Origin of the sequence: Rhizobium sp. GR12 (genome assembly GCF_036596185.1) — a bacterium.
GTDB classification, from domain to species: Bacteria; Pseudomonadota; Alphaproteobacteria; order Rhizobiales; family Rhizobiaceae; genus Agrobacterium; species Agrobacterium nepotum.
Genome location: NZ_JASXTH010000010.1, coordinates 12,428 through 33,814, shown reverse-complemented (window position 1 = coordinate 33,814; position 21,387 = coordinate 12,428). Strand labels below are relative to the sequence as shown.

General features: G+C 58.9%; 21 protein-coding genes. 8 read left to right on the top strand and 13 right to left on the bottom strand.

Annotated elements, in window-relative coordinates; genetic code table 11:
- The 5 genes from QSK43_RS17935 to QSK43_RS17915 are packed head-to-tail and all read left to right on the top strand — an operon-like array spanning position 1 to position 5,347.
- Entirely contained in the window at positions 1 to 858 is an 858-nt protein-coding gene (locus QSK43_RS17935) for an IclR family transcriptional regulator (protein ID WP_332304593.1), read from the top strand.
- Positions 855 to 2,024, top strand: coding sequence for an acetyl-CoA acetyltransferase (locus QSK43_RS17930; protein ID WP_332304592.1), 1,170 nt, complete (start codon positions 855 to 857; stop codon positions 2,022 to 2,024). The genes QSK43_RS17935 and QSK43_RS17930 overlap by 4 nt, the downstream gene beginning before the upstream one ends.
- The gene (locus tag QSK43_RS17925) at positions 2,021 to 3,661 is read left to right on the top strand and encodes an acyl-CoA synthetase (protein WP_332304591.1); all 1,641 of its coding nucleotides are present in this window, start codon (positions 2,021 to 2,023) and stop codon (positions 3,659 to 3,661) included. The genes QSK43_RS17930 and QSK43_RS17925 overlap by 4 nt, the downstream gene beginning before the upstream one ends.
- Before the next feature lie 31 nt (positions 3,662 to 3,692).
- Positions 3,693 to 4,472: an SDR family NAD(P)-dependent oxidoreductase gene (locus QSK43_RS17920; protein WP_045020770.1), complete on the top strand. Its 780-nt coding sequence runs from the start codon at positions 3,693 to 3,695 to the stop codon at positions 4,470 to 4,472.
- Positions 4,469 to 5,347, top strand: coding sequence for a PCC domain-containing protein (locus tag QSK43_RS17915; protein ID WP_425961410.1), 879 nt, complete (start codon positions 4,469 to 4,471; stop codon positions 5,345 to 5,347). Before QSK43_RS17920 ends, QSK43_RS17915 begins: the two co-directional genes overlap by 4 nt.
- 56 nt (positions 5,348 to 5,403) lie before the next feature.
- Here the strand turns inward: QSK43_RS17915 and QSK43_RS17910 are convergent, their stop codons facing one another.
- Together QSK43_RS17910 and QSK43_RS17905 are read right to left on the bottom strand one after the other, a co-directional pair.
- Entirely contained in the window at positions 5,404 to 5,811 is a 408-nt protein-coding gene (locus QSK43_RS17910) for a PPC domain-containing DNA-binding protein (protein ID WP_332304590.1), read from the bottom strand.
- The gene (locus tag QSK43_RS17905; RefSeq protein WP_332304589.1) at positions 5,798 to 6,364 is read right to left on the bottom strand and encodes a DUF296 domain-containing protein; all 567 of its coding nucleotides are present in this window, start codon (positions 6,362 to 6,364) and stop codon (positions 5,798 to 5,800) included. The genes QSK43_RS17910 and QSK43_RS17905 overlap by 14 nt, the downstream gene beginning before the upstream one ends.
- A gap of 161 nt (positions 6,365 to 6,525) precedes the next feature.
- On the opposite strand from QSK43_RS17905, the gene QSK43_RS17900 reads away from it, so the two are divergent.
- Positions 6,526 to 7,011, top strand: a complete 486-nt coding sequence (locus QSK43_RS17900; protein WP_045020763.1) for an Lrp/AsnC family transcriptional regulator — start codon at positions 6,526 to 6,528, stop codon at positions 7,009 to 7,011.
- A 129-nt stretch (positions 7,012 to 7,140) separates the two neighbouring features.
- Here QSK43_RS17900 and QSK43_RS17895 read toward each other — a convergent pair whose 3' ends face one another.
- Positions 7,141 to 8,034: an MBL fold metallo-hydrolase gene (locus tag QSK43_RS17895; protein ID WP_332304588.1), complete on the bottom strand. Its 894-nt coding sequence runs from the start codon at positions 8,032 to 8,034 to the stop codon at positions 7,141 to 7,143.
- 316 nt (positions 8,035 to 8,350) lie between these two features.
- Between QSK43_RS17895 and QSK43_RS17890 the strand changes: the two genes are divergently transcribed.
- Positions 8,351 to 9,247 (top strand): LysR family transcriptional regulator, encoded by an 897-nt coding sequence (locus QSK43_RS17890; RefSeq protein ID WP_332304587.1) that lies wholly within the window; start codon positions 8,351 to 8,353, stop codon positions 9,245 to 9,247.
- Between the two features lie 9 nt (positions 9,248 to 9,256).
- Here QSK43_RS17890 and QSK43_RS17885 read toward each other — a convergent pair whose 3' ends face one another.
- The 8 genes from QSK43_RS17885 to QSK43_RS17850 are packed head-to-tail and all read right to left on the bottom strand — an operon-like array spanning position 9,257 to position 18,207.
- Positions 9,257 to 10,126 (bottom strand): N-formylglutamate amidohydrolase, encoded by an 870-nt coding sequence (locus QSK43_RS17885; RefSeq protein WP_045020755.1) that lies wholly within the window; start codon positions 10,124 to 10,126, stop codon positions 9,257 to 9,259.
- Positions 10,127 to 10,138: 12 nt separating this feature from the next.
- Positions 10,139 to 11,689, bottom strand: coding sequence for a gamma-glutamyltransferase (locus QSK43_RS17880; RefSeq protein WP_332304586.1), 1,551 nt, complete (start codon positions 11,687 to 11,689; stop codon positions 10,139 to 10,141).
- Complete coding sequence (locus QSK43_RS17875) at positions 11,686 to 12,363, bottom strand: RraA family protein (protein WP_332304585.1); 678 nt, start codon at positions 12,361 to 12,363, stop codon at positions 11,686 to 11,688. The genes QSK43_RS17880 and QSK43_RS17875 overlap by 4 nt, the downstream gene beginning before the upstream one ends.
- Complete coding sequence (locus tag QSK43_RS17870) at positions 12,360 to 14,006, bottom strand: ABC transporter ATP-binding protein (protein ID WP_332304584.1); 1,647 nt, start codon at positions 14,004 to 14,006, stop codon at positions 12,360 to 12,362. Before QSK43_RS17870 ends, QSK43_RS17875 begins: the two co-directional genes overlap by 4 nt.
- Positions 14,007 to 14,008: 2 nt before the next feature.
- Positions 14,009 to 14,824: a creatininase family protein gene (locus tag QSK43_RS17865; RefSeq protein WP_332304583.1), complete on the bottom strand. Its 816-nt coding sequence runs from the start codon at positions 14,822 to 14,824 to the stop codon at positions 14,009 to 14,011.
- 8 nt (positions 14,825 to 14,832) lie between these two features.
- On the bottom strand, positions 14,833 to 16,410 hold the full coding sequence (locus QSK43_RS17860; RefSeq protein WP_332304582.1) for an ABC transporter substrate-binding protein: 1,578 nt from the start codon (positions 16,408 to 16,410) through the stop codon (positions 14,833 to 14,835).
- A 26-nt stretch (positions 16,411 to 16,436) separates the two neighbouring features.
- On the bottom strand, positions 16,437 to 17,276 hold the full coding sequence (locus QSK43_RS17855) for an ABC transporter permease (protein WP_332304581.1): 840 nt from the start codon (positions 17,274 to 17,276) through the stop codon (positions 16,437 to 16,439).
- A gap of 10 nt (positions 17,277 to 17,286) precedes the next feature.
- On the bottom strand, positions 17,287 to 18,207 hold the full coding sequence (locus QSK43_RS17850) for an ABC transporter permease (RefSeq protein WP_332304580.1): 921 nt from the start codon (positions 18,205 to 18,207) through the stop codon (positions 17,287 to 17,289).
- Positions 18,208 to 18,329: 122 nt separating this feature from the next.
- Between QSK43_RS17850 and QSK43_RS17845 the strand changes: the two genes are divergently transcribed.
- Entirely contained in the window at positions 18,330 to 19,256 is a 927-nt protein-coding gene (locus QSK43_RS17845) for a LysR family transcriptional regulator (protein ID WP_045020741.1), read from the top strand.
- Between the two features lie 60 nt (positions 19,257 to 19,316).
- On the opposite strand, the gene QSK43_RS17840 is transcribed toward QSK43_RS17845, so the two are convergent.
- Positions 19,317 to 20,195, bottom strand: coding sequence for an aldose 1-epimerase (locus QSK43_RS17840; RefSeq protein ID WP_332304579.1), 879 nt, complete (start codon positions 20,193 to 20,195; stop codon positions 19,317 to 19,319).
- Positions 20,182 to 21,369: a galactarate dehydratase gene (locus QSK43_RS17835; RefSeq protein ID WP_332304578.1), complete on the bottom strand. Its 1,188-nt coding sequence runs from the start codon at positions 21,367 to 21,369 to the stop codon at positions 20,182 to 20,184. Before QSK43_RS17835 ends, QSK43_RS17840 begins: the two co-directional genes overlap by 14 nt.
- Between the last annotated feature and the right edge of the window lie 18 nt (positions 21,370 to 21,387).

The window sequence follows — 21,387 nt, the reverse complement described above, 5'->3', positions numbered from 1 at the left end:
ATGGCAACTTCGATCCCGGCAGAAAGCGATCTGACAGGTGCACGCGCGGTAGACCGGGCGCTGGCGCTGCTCTCCATGGTGGGACGGCATGCGGAACGCGGCGTGGCACTGTCGGTCATCGTCACCGAAAGCGGGCTGAACAAGCCAACCGCCCGTCGTCTGCTGCTGGCGCTGATCCGCGCGGGACTGTTGGAGCAGGACGAGGAAACAAGGCGTTATTATCTGGGCGAAGAAGCCTATGTGCTGGGCAGCCTGTCGTCGCGCCGTTTCGGATTGCTGCAAATGGCACAGGACGGGCTCACCCGCATTTCCCGCCGCACGGAGGATTCGAGCTTCCTCTCGGTGCGTCGTGATACATTTGCGCTCTGCCTCTATCGCGAAGAAGGCACCTGGCCGGTGCGCACCCATGCACTTCAGGCTGGCTTTGAGCATCCCCTGGGCATTGGCGCGGGGTCGCTCGCCATGCTTGCCGCCTTGCCGGACGCGGAAGTGGAAAGTGTCATTGCCGCCAATAGCGGGCTGATCGCCGCAAGCTATCCCGGCATCACCCTTGATGGGCTACGCCGCGATGTCGAGTTGACCAGAACCAATGGCTATTCGCTCAATCCGGGCCTCATCCTCTCAAATTCCTGGGGTATCGGCGTTGCCATCCGCGCACCGGATGGCGCGGTGGCGGGTGCGCTGAGCATAGCCGCTGTCGATAGCCGCATGCGGCCGGAAAGGCAGCCGGAACTTGCGGCATTGCTGCGCGAAGAAGTGGCGCGCATCGAAACACGCATTGCGGAAATGATGGCAAGCCGCGCCCGCACGCGCGGCGATGGTGAAACGAAGCGACAGGCAAGGAGAACGAGCAGATGAGCAAAGCACAGATCGTCGGCTGGGCGCATTCGCCTTTTGGCAAATCGGCCCTTGAAAATACCGAGCAACTGATGGCTTCGGTCGTAGCGCCCGCCATCGAACATGCGGGCGTCGATGTCGGCGATATCGACGGCATTTTCGTTGGCGTGATGAATAACGGTTTCTCGAAACAGGATTTTCAGGGCGCGCTGGTGGCCATGGGTGATGAGCGTCTGGCCTATACGCCCGCAGTCCGTTTCGAAAATGCCTGCTCGACGGGATCGGCTGCCCTTTACAGCGCAATGGACTTCATCGAAGCCGGGCGTGGGCGTATTGCGCTCGTTGTCGGTGCCGAAAAAATGACGGCGCTTCCCACTGCGGAAGTCGGCGAAATCCTGCTTTCCGCCTGTTACCGCGCGGAGGAAGCCGATATTGCCGGCGGCTTTGCCGGTCAGTTCGGGCGCATCGCGGAGGCCTATTTCCAGCGTTACGGCGATCGCTCCGAAGAGCTTGCGATGATTGCCGCCAAGAACCATGCCAATGGCGCGGTCAATCCATACGCGCATATGCGCAAGGATTTCGGCTTCGATTTCTGCAATACCGTATCGGAGAAAAACCCCTATGTCGCCGGCCCCCTGCGCCGCACCGATTGCTCGCTGATTTCCGACGGCGCTGCCGCCATCATTCTGGCCGATGAGGAAACTGCGGCAACGCTGAACCGCGCCATCGGCTTCCGAGGCCGCAAGCATGTCAATGACATTCTGGCGCTGAGCCGCCGTGATCCGCTGGCGTTTGAAGGCGCGCGCCGCGCCTGGGCGGGTTCGCTGGAACTTGCAGGCGCGACGCTTGACGATCTCTCTTTCGTTGAGACCCATGACTGCTTCACCATTGCCGAACTTATTGAATATGAGGCCATGGGGCTTGCAAAGCCCGGCGAAGGCCATCGGGTGGTGCGCGAAGGTACGGCGCTGAAAACAGGGCGCTTGCCGATCAATCCCTCGGGTGGGCTTAAAGCAAAGGGCCACCCCGTCGGGGCCACGGGGGTCTCGATGCATGTCATGGCCGCAATGCAGTTGATGGGCGAGGCCGGAGACATGCAGATCCCCAACGCCTCGCTGGCCGGTGTCTTCAACATGGGGGGCACTGCGGTTGCCAACTATGTCTCGATCATGGAGCGCGTGAAATGACACCACAAAGCCCTGTGCAGCATCCTCCGGGTGGTGTGGCACCTTCCACCACACGGGTCATGAATCTATCGCATTTCCTGACCCAGGCAGCGCGCCGCAACCCTGCCGATATCGGTTTCGTCTGGGGCGAAAAAACCTGGAGCTGGGCGGAAATGGACGCCCGTGTCGATGCCATGGCACATGCGCTGGCGACCGAATTCGGTGTGAAAAAGGGTGACCGCATTCTGGTGCAGTCGTCCAACAACAACCAGATGTTTGAATCGATGTTCGCCTGCTTCCGCGTAGGCGCGGTGTGGGTGCCGACCAATTACCGGCAGTCGCCTGATGAAGTTGCCTATCTGGCAAAAGCCAGCGGCGCGCGCGGCATGATTTGCGCCAGCGCTTTTTCCGACCATGCCACGGCCAGCCGTGAGGCAACAGATATCGATTTCACCATCGCCATCGGCGCGGCCGAGTTCGGCGACGATTATGATGCCATCGTGGCCCGCCATATGGGTCAGAAAGTGAAAAGCCAGGCTGTCGATCGGGATGATCCTTGCTGGTTCTTCTTCACATCAGGCACGACAGGTCGGCCCAAGGCTGCGGTGCTGACCCATGGTCAGATGACCTTTGTCATTACCAACCATCTCTGCGATCTGATGCCCGGCACAGGAAGAGGCGACGCCTCGATTGTCGTCGCGCCGCTTTCGCATGGCGCGGGCATTCACCAGCTTGTGCAGGTGGCGCATGGGGCAAAAACGGTGCTCCCGGCTGCGGAAAAACTCGATGTCCCCACTGTGTGGGCACTGATCGAGAAATGGCGTGTCACCAATGCCTTCACTGTGCCCACCATTCTGAAAATGCTGATCGAAGACCCGTCCGTGGATCGTTTCGATCATTCATCGCTGCGCTACGTCATTTATGCCGGCGCGCCGATGTATCGCGCCGATCAGAAGCGGGCGCTGACAAAGCTCGGCCCGGTGCTAGTGCAATATTTCGGCCTTGGCGAAGTGACCGGCAATATCACCGTGCTGCCTCCTTCTTTCCACAGCGCCGAAGATGGCCCGGAAGCGCGGATCGGCAGCTGCGGATTTGATCGTACCGGCATGGAAGTGCAGATCCAGAACGATGCAGGTGAGGAACTGGCCGCCGGCGAAACCGGCGAGATCTGCGTTATCGGTCCCGCCGTTTTTGTGGGCTATTACGATAACCCTGAGGCCAATGCCAAAGCCTTCCGCAATGGCTGGTTCCGCACCGGCGATCTGGGCCACCGCGATGAAAACGGCTTCGTTTACATCACCGGGCGCGCCTCCGACATGTATATCTCCGGCGGCTCGAACATCTACCCGCGGGAGATCGAGGAGAAAATCCTCATGCACCCGGATATCAACGAGACTGCGGTTCTGGGTGTGCCGGACGCGGTGTGGGGCGAAGTGGGCGTGGCGGTGTGCGTGGCGCGCGAAGGCGCGGATATCGCCGGCATCGACCTCAAGGCATATCTCGATGGCAAGATGGCCCGCTACAAGCTGCCGAAAACCGTGGTGTTCTGGGACGCCATGCCGAAATCCGCCTATGGCAAGATCACCAAGAAAATGATCCGGGAGGAGCTGGAAAAACGCGGCCAGATGCCGGTTTTCGAGGAAAAACTGACAGGCTGAAGGTCGGCACACATAACCGGGAGGAGACGGTATGACACAGCAGGCGATACAGACAAAAGGGGCTGTTGCCATCACCGGTGGCGCGTCAGGCATCGGCTTTTCGACGGCCCGGCTGTTGATGGCGCGCGGCTGGCAGCCATGGTTGCTGGATCTCAAGCGTCAGGCTCTGGATGAGGCCTGCGAGAAACTCGGCATCGATGCCTGCCGTGGTGTCGTCTGCAACGTGGCGGACGAGACTTCGGTAGAGCAGGCTTTTGCGGGCTTGACGGCTGGCGACAGCGAAGATGGATCGCGGCTGGTGGCCGTGGTCAATTGCGCGGGTATCGCCACCGACAAGCTTTCCGTCGACACCAGTGTCGAAGAGTTTCGGCGCATCGTCGATGTCAACCTGATCGGCAGTTTCGCGGTGGCCCGCACCGCAGCGCGTTACTGGCTGGAGCACGATATTCCCGGCTCCATTGTCAATATCAGCTCGGTCTCCGGCATGTGCGGCAATCGTGGCCGCAGCGCTTACGGCGCCTCCAAGGGCGGCGTCAATCTGCTGACGCTGGTGATGGCGAACGAGTTGGGGCAATCGGGTATTCGCGTCAATGCCGTCGCTCCCGGCCCGGTCGATACACCGCTGACCCAGGCGGTACATACGGAAAACGTTCGTAACCAGTGGCACAGCCGCGTTCCCATGCGCCGCTATGGCACCACGGACGAGATTGCCTCTGCCGTGGCCTTTCTGGTTTCGGATGACGCCAGCTATGTCAACGGTCAGGTGCTGGCTGTGGATGGCGGCTTCATTACCGCCGGGCTCGCGGTATGATGACAAGCCCGGAGAAGCTTCCGCGCAGCATCGTCCATCCGGGGCCGGAAACGCCCGAACGCTTTCGCGTCGTCGGCTGCCACGCCCATCCGGTCACGCTGACGGTCAGGCCCGGCGTGAGCGTCAACGAGGCGATTGCCGATGCCTTTGCAGAACAGGGTTTCGATGGCGGTTATGTCAGGCTGAAAAACGTGTCTATGAAGCGGCTGTGTTACGTCATGCCAGCAGCCGCTCCCGATGACACCCATGCCGCATGGTATAGCGAAAGTTTTTCCATGCCTGATGGTACGATCGTCGATGCCGGCCTGCATATCGGCCGGCGTGACGGTCAGCCGTTTCTGCATTGCCATGGTTCGTGGACAAGCGCTGAAGGTATCCTGTCCATGGGCCACCTCCTGCCTTTCGAGGCCGAATTCGCCGTGGAAACGCAGCTTGAGGCGCTGGCTCTCGATGGCGCCGTTCTCGATGCGCAACAGGATGAGGAAACGAATTTCCCGCTCTTCAAGCCCATCCCGCAACCGCGCAACCGTCAGCAGGCAGGCCTGCGAGCGCTGTTATGCACGGTGCGGCCGAATACCGACATCTGCCTTGCCCTTGAAGCCGCCTGCGCGCAGTTCGGACTTTCCGTGGCCGAGGTCAACGGTATCGGCAGCCTTATCGGCGCGGATTACGAAGACGGAACGACATTAACCGCCTATGCCAGCGAAATCCTCATCCGCAACGGCCGCGTCAGTCCCGCCAAGGGTGCAGCGCTGGATATCGCGATGGTCGATCTGACCGGCCATATCAGCGGCGGGCGGCTGGTGCGCGGCAAAAACCCGGTTTGCGTCACATTCGAACTGCTTTTGACTGAGAGAAAAGAGGCAGCCGCATGAGTTGCGCCCGGACGGCTCGTAACGCTGCGCAACTCAACGCCCCACCTTACCGCAGCTCACGCCGCTTGCGGTTTTTCCGCCGGCAACCACTCCTCCAGCGTCACCTCGAAGGTCATGCATACAGGGTTTGCGCCTGCGATGAACGGGCCGCCATAAACCACACCTTCGGTATCGGCGACGACACCGGTCAACGCAGCGCGCAGCGAGCCATCGGGCTGGGCGCGCACTTCGCCAGCAATCGAGACGATTTCAACGGCGGGACCGCGTATCTGCAGAAAATTACCGCTGCGGGTGCCAAGGCATGCGTCCACCAGGCTACCCAGAGCGCCGCGCACGAAGGCATTGCGAAAACCCTCTGCCAGGCAAAGTTTCTCGACACCAAGCACCAGGTCCTCATTGGGCGCGATGCGGGCATAGGCCACGCGACCCATGGAGCCGGTTTCGACATTATTATGCGTGTTCATCGGCGCGCTCCGTGCGGTTCTTTGGCTGAAGAAGGGGAATATTGGTTTCCGGATCGAAAGACTGTTGCAGCAGAAAACTGTCGAGTGACGTTACAAGTGCGGAAAGGCCGCCCTCTCCGACAATGCAGGATTCCGTCAGCAAATGGCCGCCCCTGACCACACCCGCTGCGGTACGCATGGCCGCGTGGCAGTGAACGATCGGTTCGCCCTTCATGCTGCGCCCCAGCGTCGCATTGCCGAAGACCAGCCAGGCCGCACCGGCATCGATGGGTTTCGTATAGGCAATGACGGCATTACCGGAAGGGTCGGGCGGGGCTACACAATAGGACAGAATGTCGAAATAACCGCCGAGAAGGGTCAGGGAGGCGTTTTCGATACCGTCTTCGGCCAACGGCCGCACGATACCATCATAAAGGCTGCGACCCGGCGCGATGAACAGCCGCACATGGCGCGCCGATGGCGAGCGCAGGCTGTTGATGCGCACCGGCGAAGAAATGCCGGGATGTATCAGCGTTCTTGGCCTTGGAAAATGCTGTTGCGGTATCGGTGCCATGCCTGCTCCTCCTTGCTGCCTGTACCATGCAGTACGGTACTGAAAACCTGGCCGAAGGTGCTTTCGAATGGCGACGCCAATGCGTCTACAACAAGACACTTCTTTCGCGTGCTGCCCCATGGGCGGCAGATTTTTTTGCAATATGTTTCGGAGAGATCGGCATGGCGAAACCGCTGGACAGAATTGACCGCAAAATATTGCGCGCGCTGCTTGAAAACGGCAGGCTGAGCAATGCGGAACTATCGGAAAAGGTGGGGTTGTCACCCAGCCCTTGCTGGCAGCGCGTCAAGCGGCTGGAAGATGAGGGCGTCATTCGCGGCTACACCGCAATTCTCGATCAGGCTCAACTGGGGCTCACCGAGACCGTGATCATCGAGATCATGCTGGAGCGTCACGACGATGAGGTTCTGGAACGTTTCGGCGAAGCCATGGCCGCTCTTCCGGAGGTGCTGGAAGCCTATCTGACCACCGGCGAATATGATTACCTCATCAAGGTCGCGGTGGCGGGAACCGCAGGCTACGAGCAGTTTCTGCGTCGCAAGCTTTACAAGATCGAGGGCGTGCGCCATTCCCGCTCCTGTTTCGCGCTTAAATGTCTCAAGCACACATTATCAGTCGTGCCCGATGCCGAGCCTCCATCTGGCTAAATGGCCTGCATGACCATATGTCTATCGACATACTGGACCATGCTGGCGATCTTGCCGTCGCGAACGACATAGAGGTGGGCAAAGCTGGCCGTCATAGCGGATGAGGACGAGATTGGCGCCCATGACGGATCAGCCCCATTTCATTTCACCGGTCGCGACTTTAGAGCCGATATCGAGAGCGACGCCCATGCCGAGGCCCGGGAAGCGCGCTTCCATGGCAGCCTTGAGCACGGCCGAGTCCTTGGTTTTGGCCAACTCCTCGTCAAAGGCTTTCAGATAGGCGATGGTGTGCTCGACGCCGGAAAGGTCTGTCGGTGCATCGGGAGCCATATGGCCCGCAACGACAATTGCCGGCTTGCGCGCTGCGATCTTTTCGAGATTGGCGACCCAGGTAGCCCGCAGTTCGGCGCTGTTCGTGTCGGCAGTCCAGACATGGACGCCGTTGAAAATCAGAACACCGCCGAAGACCGCATTCAGAGACGGAACGAAGAGGTAGCGCCGGTTGGGAAGTCCCTCCGCATCAACGATTTCGATCGTCTCGCCGTCGACTGTCAATCTGCTGCCCGCGAAGACTTCCGGAATGATGACATCAGCCAATGTCTGCGGGCCATTTTCCTTGAGCTGCGGACCCCAGACGGCAAGCTTTTTCTCGACGCTGCCCTTGATGGCCTCAACCGTGGCCGTGGCGGCAAGCACCTTGGCATCAGGGAAAGCAGCCTTGATCGGACCGAGGCTGAAATAGTAGTCCGGGTCGGACTGGCTGATATAGATGGTCGTAAGCGTCTTGCCGGTCGCCTTGATCGCGTCCGCGACGGCCTTGCCGTCGGGAAGCGTGAAGCCGCCATCGATCAGCACCGCTTCCGTCGCGCCGGATACCAGAACGGGAGCCCGGAAAAAGCCGTTCTGTCCGGCGGGGAAATGCTTCCAGGTCAAGGTCCCGGCTGCATGGCCAAGCCCTGCAGGAGCAAAAACGGCGGCACCTGCGGCGATGGTGGTTTTCATGATGGTTCTCCTTGTCAGCATGGCTGTCTCCTGAAGGTTTGGTCGAAGATTCTGGTCTCGTTGTGTCGCGTGCGGTCGTGAGCCTGATCGTGTAGCCTGCCTGTAAATCGTCAGTGTCCGACGTCAGGCGTCGGGCCTTGAAAAGACGAAATCGCGATCATACGGCGCGCCGTAGCGCCAGCCGCAGAGGGGACCGAAAAGACAGGCGGTCTTGGAATTGCCGCTCATGCGCTCACTCCTTGTGACGCAATAGATGGCATGGCAGGATTAAATCGGGAAGACTAACAAACGCTACAAACTATATGCTAAAAGCTGACAATCAATCGGAGTGCCCTCCATGCAGGCGGCAACAAATCTCAATCGGCTCGCTTACTTCGTCGCCGTCGTTGATGCCGGATCGTTCACCCGGGCCGCCGACTATCTCGGCATTACCAAGGCGGTGGTCAGCCAGCAGGTGGCGAGGCTGGAAAAGGATGTCGGCACGACATTGCTGATGCGCACGACACGACGGCTGCAGCCGACGGAGGCGGGGCGGATGTTTCATGCACGATGCGTGTCGATCCTGCGTGAGGCGGAAGATGCGCTGGGAGAACTGGCTCAGGCCCGGACTGAACCCCAAGGCCTGCTCAGGGTCACGGCACCCTACGACTATGGCACCTCGGTCGTGGTACCTGTGGTGACCGCGTTCGCGTCTCGCTATCCGGATTGCAAGGTGGAGCTGAACCTCAGCGACAAGACGGTCGATCTGGTCGCCGACAACATGGACCTTGCTGTCCGCGTCGGCTGGCTCGCTGACTCCAGCATGCAGGCGCGACGGATCGGCTCGTTTCGGCAATATCTGGTCGGTCCACCTCAGCTTGCAGACGAAATAGCCGAATTAAGCGAGCCGACCGACCTGACATCGCTGCCTTTCGTCGCCAATAATGCGCTGCGGGAGCCTCTGGGATGGACCTTCACACGCGGCGAAAGCGAGATACAGACAGTACGTCTGAAGTCCGATATCGCCATCAATACCACTCCAGCGGTGATGGAGGCCGTAAGGCAAGGCGGCGGACTGTCTGTCTTGCCGGATTTTCTCGCGGAAGCCGATTTGGCAAACGGACGCCTGATCCATGCTCTGCCGGATTGGCGCTTACCTTCCGGCGGCGTGTACACAGTCTACCCAGCCGCGCGCTTCCGTCCCCCGAAAGTCTCGGCTTTTGTGGAAATGATGACCGCAGCACTCAAGCGGTAGCCTGGCCCTTCAAGTGGAAAGAAAGGCTCGGAGGGTCGCGCCGAGTTTGCCTAGATTTGCCTTGAGCTCACCGTAACCGGCATTTTTCTCTCGAGTGACTTCGTCCATATAGAGTTTTCGATTGAGTTCGATCTGGATGCTGTGGCGATTTTTTGCAGGCGCGCTGTAAGCGGATACAAGCTCGGCTCCCCGAAAAGGCACGTTGCGAGAGACCGAGTAGCCGAAGCTTTCCAACGTGCTGATTACCAATTGCACAAACTCGGGCTCGCTGCTTGCTCCGTCATAGTCGCCGACGACGATGTCTTTACGGATCGTGCCTGCCGGGTCGGGAGACAGGACGTGACCAACGGCTGGCATCGAGTGGCAGTTGATATGGTAGACGCGCCCGAAGGTGTCATAGGTTTTATCGAGCAGGCGAACCAGCTCCCGATGATATGGACGCCAATAGGTATCGATACGATCCTCAAGCTCTTTGACACTCAGCTGGCGGCCATACATGGGTTGATCACCCCAGGCGAAACGCCAGGTTAAACCCATGCCGCGCCGCGCAGACGCGCTATCGCGCACCGCGTAGGGCCACTGCCCGACAACGAGTTCCAGATCGACATCCTGCAGGGAGCGATTGAGGTCGAGAAAACTGCGTGGGAAGTGCGCCAGAAGCAAGGGCGCTCCGATGGCTGGAGCAAAGTCAAACAAATCATCGACATAGGTATCGGATGCCACCAGCACCATCTCATCCGATGCTACTCGCTCGAAGTCATCCGGGATGACAAGGCCGCTGTGCGGGGAATCAAAGACCAAGGGTATGGCAGGCGCGCTTGCCGGGATGACGGACAGGACACCCTCGATATCGAGAGGAGTAACGGAAAATTCTGTCATGAGATGGTCCTGTTACGCCGTGGCAGCATAAGCGGCGGGGTAAGTCGTGTCAGCCATGCCGATGAAGCTGTCGCCGCGCCTGCCGATCATGCCCGGCGCCGCGAAGGGTCTTGGAAAAACGACCTGCGCCGCAGGCCTGACCTTCGCAATCTGCGCCAGTGCCTCAATGTAATCAGCAGGCATATCGACATTGACGATGATGTCGCTGTGCGGTCCCGTCGTCATGCGCGGCATGTTCATGGCCTCTTCCACATCCAGGCCTGCATGGATGATCATGCCCGTGAGTTGTGCCAGAGATGGCACGATCTGGTTGCCGCCGGCAGCACCGTAGGCGGCGAAGGTGCCATCGGCATCGGTCACGATAACAGGACACATATTGCTGGGCGCATAGGCGTTGGGTTTCAAAGAATTGGCCCGGCCCGGCGTGGGATCGAACCAGGACATGCCGTTGTTGAGTAATATGCCAGTCGAAGGCGAAAGCGCGCGGGCGCCGAAGCGGTTGAGCAGCGTGAAGGTGATGGCCACCATCCGCCCTTCACCATCCACGGCGTTAACCTGGGTCGTGCTGGTCTTGTTCGTCGTTTCTGCCGGGTTGAGCCTGCGGCGATGGGCACCGAAAGCTTCCCACAGGGCCTGCGACATAGTCGTGAAGAAACCGGCATCGACGGGGCCGACGCCGCGTTTTTGGTCGAAATAGGCGAGCGCATCGCACAGGCGTTGTCCCGCGCTCGTTTCCCCCGCCACATAAACGGTCTTGTCCTGCAGCGGCATGCTGCGTGCGGGATAGATCAGCGATTCATAGGCTGCAATATCCTCAAGCGTCATGAAACTTCCGCCAGCCTGCATATCGCCGACCAGACGCTTTCCGATGGAGCCGCCATGGAGAGCATCAGGACCTTCGCTCGCCAGAGTTTCGAGCGTTTCGACAAGCGCCGTCAGGGGCAGCACCGTTCCCGGCTCAGGCGGGTAGCCATCGGGAAGAAAGATGGAACGAGCACCTTCATCCTTGGCAAGACCGGAGGCGGCAATGGCAATGGCAAGCGTCGTATGCCAATCCACGACGAGACCCTTGCGTGCCCGCTCGATTGCGGGTTGAAGGGCTGCATCGAAACCGATCGTTCCGTGGCGCTTCAACGCCTGCGCAAAACCACGTACGCAACCGGGCACGACCGCAGCCGTAAAGCCATCAACATTGCGGTTTTCCACGGATGCCGGATGACCGATGAAGGTCTTGATACTGGGGTCGGGCCTGTAGAAATCGGCATCGAAAGACGATGGAACGCGACCGGTGAACTCGATCGTCTCAACGGTGCCATCCGGCTGCGCCACCAGCATGTATCCACATGCGGCAAGGCTGGTCATCCATGGTTCGACGGTCTGAAGCGTGAATGCCGCCGTCACAGCCGCGTCGACAGCGTTGCCTCCGGCCCGAAGAACTGCCGCACCGGCTTCGGCCGCAACGTAATGCTGGGAGGTTACGACTCCGCGCGGGCTGACACTGGCGGTCTTGCGCGTGGTGCTGCGCTCGACACGCAGATCATTGAATTGCGGGTTCACCATCATTTGGCCTCCAGCGCAGCAGCCACCATCCGGCTTGCACCCGAAAGATCACCCAGCTTCTCGCCGGCCTCGATCTTGCCCTTGTTGCGCCCGGCCCTCGCCTGTCTGGCCTCTGCCTCCTGCAACACGTCCCCGGCCTCATCCACCGGGATGACAAGAACACCACTGGCATCGGCAATCACGACGTCTCCAGGCATGACGGGCACGTTGCCGCAGGAAATCGGAAGGTTAAGCGAGCCACCAAGATCGTTCAATCGCGTGGTTATGCCAGAAACACCCCGCGACCATAATGGCATGCCGAGTTCGATGATTTCCTCGACATCCGTGCACGGCCCATCGATAACGACACCGACCGCACCTGCCATTTTGATGGCAAAGGCAACACCGCCGCCTATACAGGCGTGACGGTCATCGCCCAGCCGGTCCACGAACAGGAAATCACCGGGGCGAATGACGGAGACGGCATGGTGAAGCAGTGTCGAATCCGTCGCCGGAATGGCAACGGTGACGGCAGTGCCGACCAATGTGCGCCCGACTTCAACAACAGGCGTAATGGCGTGCTGCACGAAGCCGCGATGGCGAAAATGCCCGATGGTGGCGACTTCGACCAATTCAAATCTGGCGCGCAGATCAGGATCGATCTGCGCAGGCTGAGCGCCGATTTGGTATTTTTTCATGGAGTTTCCTCTGGGAATTTGCCGGCGTCCTGCAAGACGGGCTTGTGTTGCCAGCCCTTGCCCGGAACTGCGGCGAGCAATTCTCTTGTGTAAGCGTCCTTTGGTGCGCCGAACAACGAGGCCGGGTCACCGCGCTCCACGATGCGTCCGTGACGCATCACAGCGATATTGTCGCAAATCTGGCTCGCGACACGCAGATCGTGGGTGATGAACAGAATGCCGAAACCGAGCCGTTCCTGCATTTTGGCGAGAAGCTCCAGGACCTGCGCCTGCACCGAGACATCGAGCGCGGAAACGGATTCGTCAGCGATGAGCAATTCCGGCTCCACCGCAAGAGCCCGTGCAATGCAGATGCGCTGCCTCTGCCCGCCGGAAAACTCGTGGGGGAAGCGTGTCGCCGACGCCCGGTCAAGCCCACAGGCCTCCAGCAGATCGAGCGCCCGCGCCATGGCCGCCCTGGCGTCAAGACCATGGACGATCGGCCCTTCTGCAATGGCATCGCCTATACGCTGGCGCGGATCGAGTGCGGTATAGGGGTCCTGAAAGACGATCTGCACCTTGCGGCGCGCTTCACGCAGCGCCTTGCCGCGCAGACCAGAAAAGTCTCCGTCCGAGATGACGATATCGCCACTTTCCGGCTGGACGAGACGGATGACACATTGCGCCAGTGTAGACTTGCCGGAGCCGGACTCGCCAACCAGCCCCAGCGTTTCGCCACGGCGGATGGTGATATCGACATCGTCAACGGCCTTGACGACTCGACCGGAACCCAACACGCCTTTAAGTGAAAATGTCTTGATGATATTCCTGGCAATGAGGACAGGCGAGCCAAGCCCTTGCCTTTCTTTCCTCGGCGTCAGCGTCGGCACGGCCGCCAGCAGGCGTTTCGTATAGTCCTGCTGCGGATGATTGAGGACCTCATCCCGGGTGCCGATTTCAACGAGCTTGCCTTTCTGCATGACGGCAACGCGATCCGCAATTTCTGCGACCACGCCGAAATCATGAGTGATGAAAATGATGCCCGTGTCGTGCCGTTCACGTAATTCCAGCATCAACTTGAGGATCTGCGCCTGTGTGGTCACATCGAGCGCGGTCGTCGGCTCATCTGCGATCAGCACCGCCGGATCGAGCGCCAGTGCCGTAGCGATCATGACGCGCTGGCACTGTCCGCCGGATAACTGATGGGGATAGGAATAGAAAAGCTGTTCAGGGTTCGGCAGATGCACTTCCTGAAACAGCTTGATGACCCGCTCCTTGATCTCAGCCTTAGACAACGACGTGTGAACCCGGAACGCCTCCGACACCTGTTCGCCAATCCTGAAGATGGGGTTGAGCGCCGCCGTCGGCTCCTGAAAGATCATGGCGATGCTGCGGCCGGTTATGCCGCGCCGCGTGGTGTCGTCGATCGTCAGGAGGTTCTTGCCCTCGAACATGACTTCGCCGCTCGGCTGTCCGAGATTGCGTGGCAAAAGACCCATAGCGGCGAGTGCCGTCAAGGATTTGCCTGAGCCGGACTCACCGACAATGCAAAGGATTTCGCCCTTGGCGATCGACAGCGACAAATCCTCCACGGCAAAACCGCGATCCGCGCCTTGCGGCAGGGGGACCCTGAGATGTTCGATCGACAGCCGCACGTCACTCATGATCAGTTCGCCTTTTGATTTTCGGGAGAGGGCGAGCGCATGTCCCACCCACGCATATGCTCGACGAAGCGGCTGCAGAACCCGACGATATGCTCGACAATACGTCGACCGTTTTCGGCACTTGCCAGAACCGGATCGCCACCCAGCATGCCATCGGCATTCACCTCATCGCAATTCAGCGGCAGATGAACGGGCATTCCTTCGAACTGCACATTGTTGACGCCGCCCGTTGGCAACCCGAATGCCCTGGCGCGGCCGGGCGGCTTGCTCAGGTCCATTCGCATCAGATCGGGAAAGAGATGCATATAGACGGAGGTCAGCGGATCGCCACCGTGACCCCGTGCCGCCGCCCAGGCCGGACCATGCAATTCCAGCCAGAGAGACTCAGGTATGGACTGCCAAAGATTGATGGACGCTACCGACACACCGGTTTCCGTGCGAATGCGGCGTACGGCATGATCTATCAGCGGCGCGTTTGTGGTGTGACCGTTCAGGATCAGAAGATGTTCGATACCATGGTCCAGAAACGCATTGATCGTGTCCTCCACGACTGCCGAAAACGTCGATGGCCGCAACTGGATACCGCCGGGAATAGTCTTGAAAAAATCGGCGTAACCGAAGGGAACGGTTGGGGCCGCGATGGCGCCCGATGCGACGGCGGCTTTCAACGCAATCGCTTCCGTCAGCATGAAATCGCCCATGGGGGCATGCGGCCCCTGCTCTTCCTGACTGCCGAACGGCAGCAGGATCACCGGTTTTTCAGGAAGACGCTCGCGAAACTCCGCGAACGTCATATCCTTGAGGGCATTCTTGCGCATGTGAGCCATCATACGAACTTGAAGTAATCGCCATAGATGCGCATTTCGCCGTTCGGTTTGTAACGGAACTCAATGCCCGCGCGGTGCGCGCAATTATAGACGCTCTTCCACAAATAGTAGCCAGGCGTAACGCGCTGCCATTCATCCGACAGAGCGAGATAAGCTTTCTTGCGCTCCTCGAAATCAGTTGCCGCATCGAACTTTTTGCCGAGCTCGACGAATTCAGGCGTCGGATCCCAGGTTTTCCAGGTCGCCGTCGAGCGCGATGCCGTCGGACCCCAATCGAGCCAGAGCGGCTGATATGGGTCGCCCGGAATGAAGTCGGAGCTCATGGACATGTTCATCATGTGGTACGGGCGGCGGTAGACCAGTTCGAAATTGTCAAGAACCTGCGCCTGAACATTGACGCCGATTTCGCGCCATTGCTCGATCATGATCTCCGCAGCGGCTTCGTAATTCGGATAGAACTGACGCGTTATGTGCCAGATCAGCGTCTCGCCCTTGTATTTCGTCTTGGCGACGAGCGCCTTGGCTGCTTCCACATCAAAAGGCAGTTTTACGGGCAGGTTCGGATCGTAGAACTTGCCATATTCCTTGAAGTTGAAAGGCACTGCCGGATGTTCCGTTGTGCCATTGAAAAGGGCCTGGACAATCGCGTTCATGTCGATGGCCTGTACCATCGCATAACGCAGGTTCGGGTCGACCAGCGGATTATCGACGGGATCCGGCCGGGTGTTAAAAGCCAGCGCCGGATAATTGTCAGCAAGCACGCGCTTCAGCGTCACGCCCGCATATCCCTCGAGCGTGGCTTCCTGGTCCGTCGGAATGTTGACGATGAAGTCGAACTCCCTGGATACCAGACCCGCCATGCGGGCTGCGAATTCCGGCACGATCTTCCAGTTGATCTTCTGCACCGGTGGTGGGCCGTCCCAATAATCATCGAATGCATCCAGCACCATTACCTCGCCGGAACGGAACGTCTCGACCTTGTATGGGCCGGTCCCAATGGGTTTCTGGCCGAAGGCATCCACGCCCACTTCCAGATAGTATTTCTTTGGCACGACGAAGCCGACGTAACCGGTGAGCTTGCTCGGGATATTTGGATCTGGCGTGGCCGTCTCGATTTCAAACGTATATTTTCCGGTTGCCTCGACGCGCTTGAAACCGGCCGTGAATGTCTTGCCGCGCGGCTCGAAGGGTTTTTCGCCCCATAAGCGTTCCGGGGACAGAGTGAAGACTGCGTCTTCTGCCGTCATTTCGCTGCCATCATGGAATTTCACGCCCTCGCGCAGGGTAAATGTCCAGATATTTCCGTTCTGCTCCCATTTCGTGGCAAGCTTGGGAGCGAAGATCAGCCCGTTTTCATCATTGATGTAATCCCGCTCTACGAGCGTATCGTAGAAATTCGGGAAGATACGGCGAGAGGTCGTGGAGATGCCGTTGATCGGGGCCATGGTAGCCCAGAGGTTATCAACGGCAATATTGAGTGTCGGTCGTTGTTGGGCATGGGCGATCGGCACGCGACCCGCGACCGTGGCTGCGCCTGCCGCAAGAATGAGACTTCCAACTTCACGTCTGGTAAACATGTTCATCTTCCTTGGTCGTGTTCTATTTATGCGTTACGGCCCTGCAGCATCGGATCCAGCCGATCACGCAGCCAATCGCCGACAATGCTCATCGAGAGTGTTACGAGAAAAATCACGGTGCCGGGCACGACCGAAATCCACCAGGCGGTTGAAAGATAATCGCGACCATCACCGAGGATTTGGCCGAGACTGGTCTGCGGCGCCTGAATGCCCAGCCCCAGAAAGCTCAGCGACGTCTCAAGCAGGATGATTTGCGGGAAGGTCAGAGTGACCTGAACGATGAGTGCGCTCGCCACATTCGGCAGCACATGCCGCAAATATAGCCGGCTGTTTCCAGCACCCAGTGCAACGATAGCCTTTGCATAAGGCTGATTGACCGCCGAAAGCACCACGCCGCGCGAAAGACGGGCATATTTTTCCCACCCGAACAGGCCCATCAGCAGGATAAACAGCACAAGGCTGTTGCCGAAGAAGGCCAGCAGCGTCAGCGTGATGAGGATGAATGGGAGGGACGCCTGAAAATCCACCAGCATCATCAGCGCTTCATCCACCCATCCACGGAAATGCGCAGCAACAAAGCCGATAAGCGATCCGAAAACGGCGCCGATTATGGTTCCCGCAATGGCGACACTGAGTGACATCTGCAAGGCGGCGATGACACGCGCCACCATGTCTCGTCCAATACGGTCGGTACCGAGCGGAAAATCGGGATTGCCGCCTGTGAGAAAGGCCGGTGGCTTCAGACGCGCGAGGAGGTTCTGCTGCGTTACGCCGTGGGAGGTGAAAATATTGCCGACGATGGCGACAAATACGGCCAGCACCAGCACGACGATGGCAAAGACGAGAATGGGAGAGCGGCGCTTCATCGTTTTCGTCCTAGTTCGAGACGCGAATGCGCGGGTCAAGCAGACCATAAAGCAGGTCTACGATGAGATTTGCCGTGACCATCGTTACCGCCATGACCAGCACTAGACCCTGCACCACAGCAAGATCGCGAGAGGACACTGCCGTGACGAGCAGGCGCCCAACGCCCGGCCAGGCAAAGACCGTCTCAACCACGATCGCGCCGCCGATAAGTTCCCCCAGATTGAGACCGATGATGGTGATAATTGGGATGCCCGCATTGGGAAGTGCGTGGAACACGATGCGCTTCCAGTAACTGACGCCTTTGGCAGCGGCTGCGCGGATGTATAGCTTGTCCAGCACTTCCAGCATGGCCGAGCGGGTGAAGCGGGCAAGCGTACCTGCGGTAAAGGTCGCCAATGTCAAAGCAGGCATGACCAGGTGCCATATCGTTCCGGTACCGGAACTCGGCAACCACTGGAGAGCCAGGGAAAACAAAAGAATAAGCAGAATTCCCAGAAAGAAATTGGGAATGGCGAAGCCGAAAACTGCCGTTGCCATGATCAGATTGTCGAACGGCGACCCGCGCTTGATGGCGGCAAAAATACCTGCGGGGATGCCGATGAGGATTGCACCGGCATAGGCAAACAGGCCCAGCATGATGGTCCAGGGCACTCGCTCGGCGATGATGTCAATGACTTCACGGCCGTCCCGGTAAGAAATACCGAACTGTCCCGTGGCCATCTGCCCCACATAGCGCAGATATTGAAGCCAGAGAGAATCGTCCAGGCGCCAGAGCGCCCGGAACTGTTCGACTTCCTCCGGCGTGGCATCGACGCCGACAAGAGCAACCACCGGATCACCGGACGTCCTCAGCACGACGAATGTAAACGTAACGACAAACCACAGCGTGAGAGCCGTGCGCAATATTTTTAGCAACCAGAATCGTGTCATGGCGCTCCGTTTTCTGGAACTGATGTTTCAGCTATTCCCGTTATTTTCATTTTTTTTAAGATAATCACGGGAATAAAGTATTATCTATTACAAAATAGCCCGTACATTGATATTCGTAGCATATGAAATATGGCATCGAGTTTCGTCACCTTCATTATTTTGTCTGCGTTGCCGAGGAGCTGCATTTCAGCCGGGCGGCGGACAAGTTGGGCATGGCACAGGCACCCCTGAGCCAGCAGATACGTCAGCTTGAGGAACGGATTGGAACTCGCCTTTTCCTGCGCACGACGCGCAGCGTGAAACTGACGCCCGCAGGAGAGATATTCCTTAGACACGCGATGGAAATTCTAGGTGGCATCGACCGGGCGGTCACGCACACCCGTTCTATTTCTGGCGACGATGGTGGAAAGATTTACGTGAGCGGCGTCCATGTGGCTTTGTCGCACGTGCTGCCGGGCGTGATTGCCGAATTCCACAAAAAATACCCGAATATTCAGGTGGACGTACAGTTGCTGGGAACGGCAAGCCAGTTGGAAATGCTGCAAAGTGGAAAGGTGCAGGTTGCCTTTATCAGGCCCACCAACCCTGCGGGTTTTCTGAAAACAGAGCATCTGCTGAAAGAAGGTTTTGTCGCTGTCCTGCCGAAGCATCATCGGCTTGCCGACCAGCAGGATGTCGGCGTAAAGGACTTCGCTGGTGAGCCTATCATTATCTATGCGCCAACGGTGGGTGCGAGTTATCACCACGTCATCATGGACGCGTTTCGCCGTGCGGGCATTTATCCCATGGTCGTTCAGGAAGTGTCGCACACGCTTGCAATCGCAACACTTGTTGCGGCAGGTGTCGGGATCGCGATTGCCCCATCCTGGCTTTCACACAATCTCAGCCCGCATCTCGTCTATCGGCCGCTGACGGAAATTCCGGACGAGGTGGAACTGGTTGTTGGATGGCAGGCAAACGAAGAGTCCAAAGCGGTTCTGGATTTCGTGGAATTTGCCCGCCGTCAATTTTCCGGTCGGAACCGTCTATTGCTCACGAAATTTGCCTGATCCAGAAATTTCGATACTGCGCAGACATCGATCACTATCCCCTGTCCACTTCGATCTGTTTCAGGGTTCGTGATCCGCATCGATGGAGAGCCTGATGCGCCCCGACAGTCGCTCGCCGGGCGAGATCGTTTCGACGCCCTGCCCTTTTCGGCTTGTTTCCGGCAAGCCAAGCGCTCCGGCCGCCATGGAAACAGGTTCAAGACAAAGATGGCGGTCCATACGGTGGACAGCGAGATGGCCAAAAACGGGATCGGCCTCGAGCAGCAGCGAAAATCTGCCTGACCCGACACGCGCATTTGACCAATCAGTGAAATGCAAGGTGTATCCCGTCTTAGCAGGAATGGCAGGTTCCGGGCGAGGCACCGCTGGCTGGCCGGTTGGCACGTTCCGCGCATCGAGTGGAAATTGCAGCTTGGCATCCGTGCGCGCGTCGCAGCCGAGCCCGGCAGCAAAATAGGGATGCCAGCCAAGAGAAACCGGGGCAGGCCTGTCCGCCAGACTGGTTATGGACAATTCCACTGTCAGACACTCGTCCTCAAGCCCGAAAGACTGCTCGGCGCGGAAGGAAAATGGCCATTCCTCATCCGCCTTATAGTCAAGCACCAGTGTGCACCGATCGGACGACAGGCTGGAAATATCCCATGATCGACGGTGGGCGGGGCCATGCATGGCGTCCGGCGCAAGGGCCGGATGTGGGAGAAGATCATGGCGGATACCCGCATGAACGAACGAGCCGCCATATAGCCGGTTGTGGTAGGGAAACAGCGGGTAGGCACCGGCCCTCGGCCAGTTGAACGGGTCGAAAGCCTCTTCGGCTGTCGGCACCAGAATGTCGCCATGATCCATGTGGCGCAGATGGGTCATCCTGCCGCCCCATGAGGGGCACAGGCGTGCTGAGAGCTGCCCGCAGGCAATCGTAACCGTTTCAGGCAAAGGCATAGGAGCCATCGGGACGTTTCGGTACCCGTCTTTGCCAATGAACGTAACTATCTTCCTGCATGGCCTTTTCATCCATCTCGACCCCCCAGCCCGGACGATCCGGTCTCAGTTCCAGATATCCGTCCTTTGGCAGATAAGGGTCGACGACATAGCGCGTTTCGTCCTCGCGTTTTTCGAGATCGGTCCCACCATAAACGTAGCACTGCCCTTTCGGCAGCCTGTATTCAAGAATACGGAAATTCTGCTGGGCGGCGGAGAAATGGACATTGACGGCCGTGGCCAGCGGACCCATGGGGTTGTGCGGCGCAATGCTGACGAAATGAGCTTCAGCAAGCGTGGCGATGCGGCGCATTTCCGACATACCACCGACAACGCAGATATCCGGTTGAATGATATCCGCGCCCCGGACTTGTAGAAGACGCAGGAATTCATTGCGGTTATAAAGACTTTCACCCGTGGCCAGCGTGCAGTTCAGCCCCTGCTTCAGGTCTCCCCACATCTCGATGTTTTCCGGACGCAACGGCTCTTCAAAAAACAGGGGATCGTAAGGAGCAAGAGCATTGCCGAGCTGACGGGCAGCGGCAGGCTCGAAAATCTTGGCATGGGCGTCGAAGGCAATATCGTAGTCGGACCGCACCGTTTCGCGAAGCGAGCGGAAATATTCGGCCGAACTGCGTACCACCTCCCCCCAGCGATGGGCGTGAATATCGACGCGCCAGGGGCTGAGCTTGAAGGCAGTGAACCCCCAGTCCTCGTTGAGACGGTCGAATTCTTCCTTTGCCGCCGGCGCATCCGGCGCCGTGTAGACGCCGGCATAGACCTTGATGCGGTCACGTACTTCGCCGCCGAGCAGCTTGTAGACAGGCACCCCCGCCGCCTTGGCGGCAAGGTCCCAAAGGCAATGGTCGAGAGCGGAGATTGCCGAGAGCCCGAGTGCTCCGGGCGGAAAGCGGTTTTGCTGGAGGAGGAGATTGTAGAGATATTCGACCCGCGTCGGATCCTCCCCGGCAAGGAAGCCGTAGAGGTAATCCAGAACCGGGGGCAATGCGAGATCGGGGCCGTGATTGTAGCATTCGCCCCAACCAGTCAAACCATCATCGGTATCGAGAGCGACGATGACGCGGGGGCGGTCCTTGTCGCGGGTAACGAATACCCGCATGCGATCGATTTTCATGCTTTGGTCTTCCTCTTG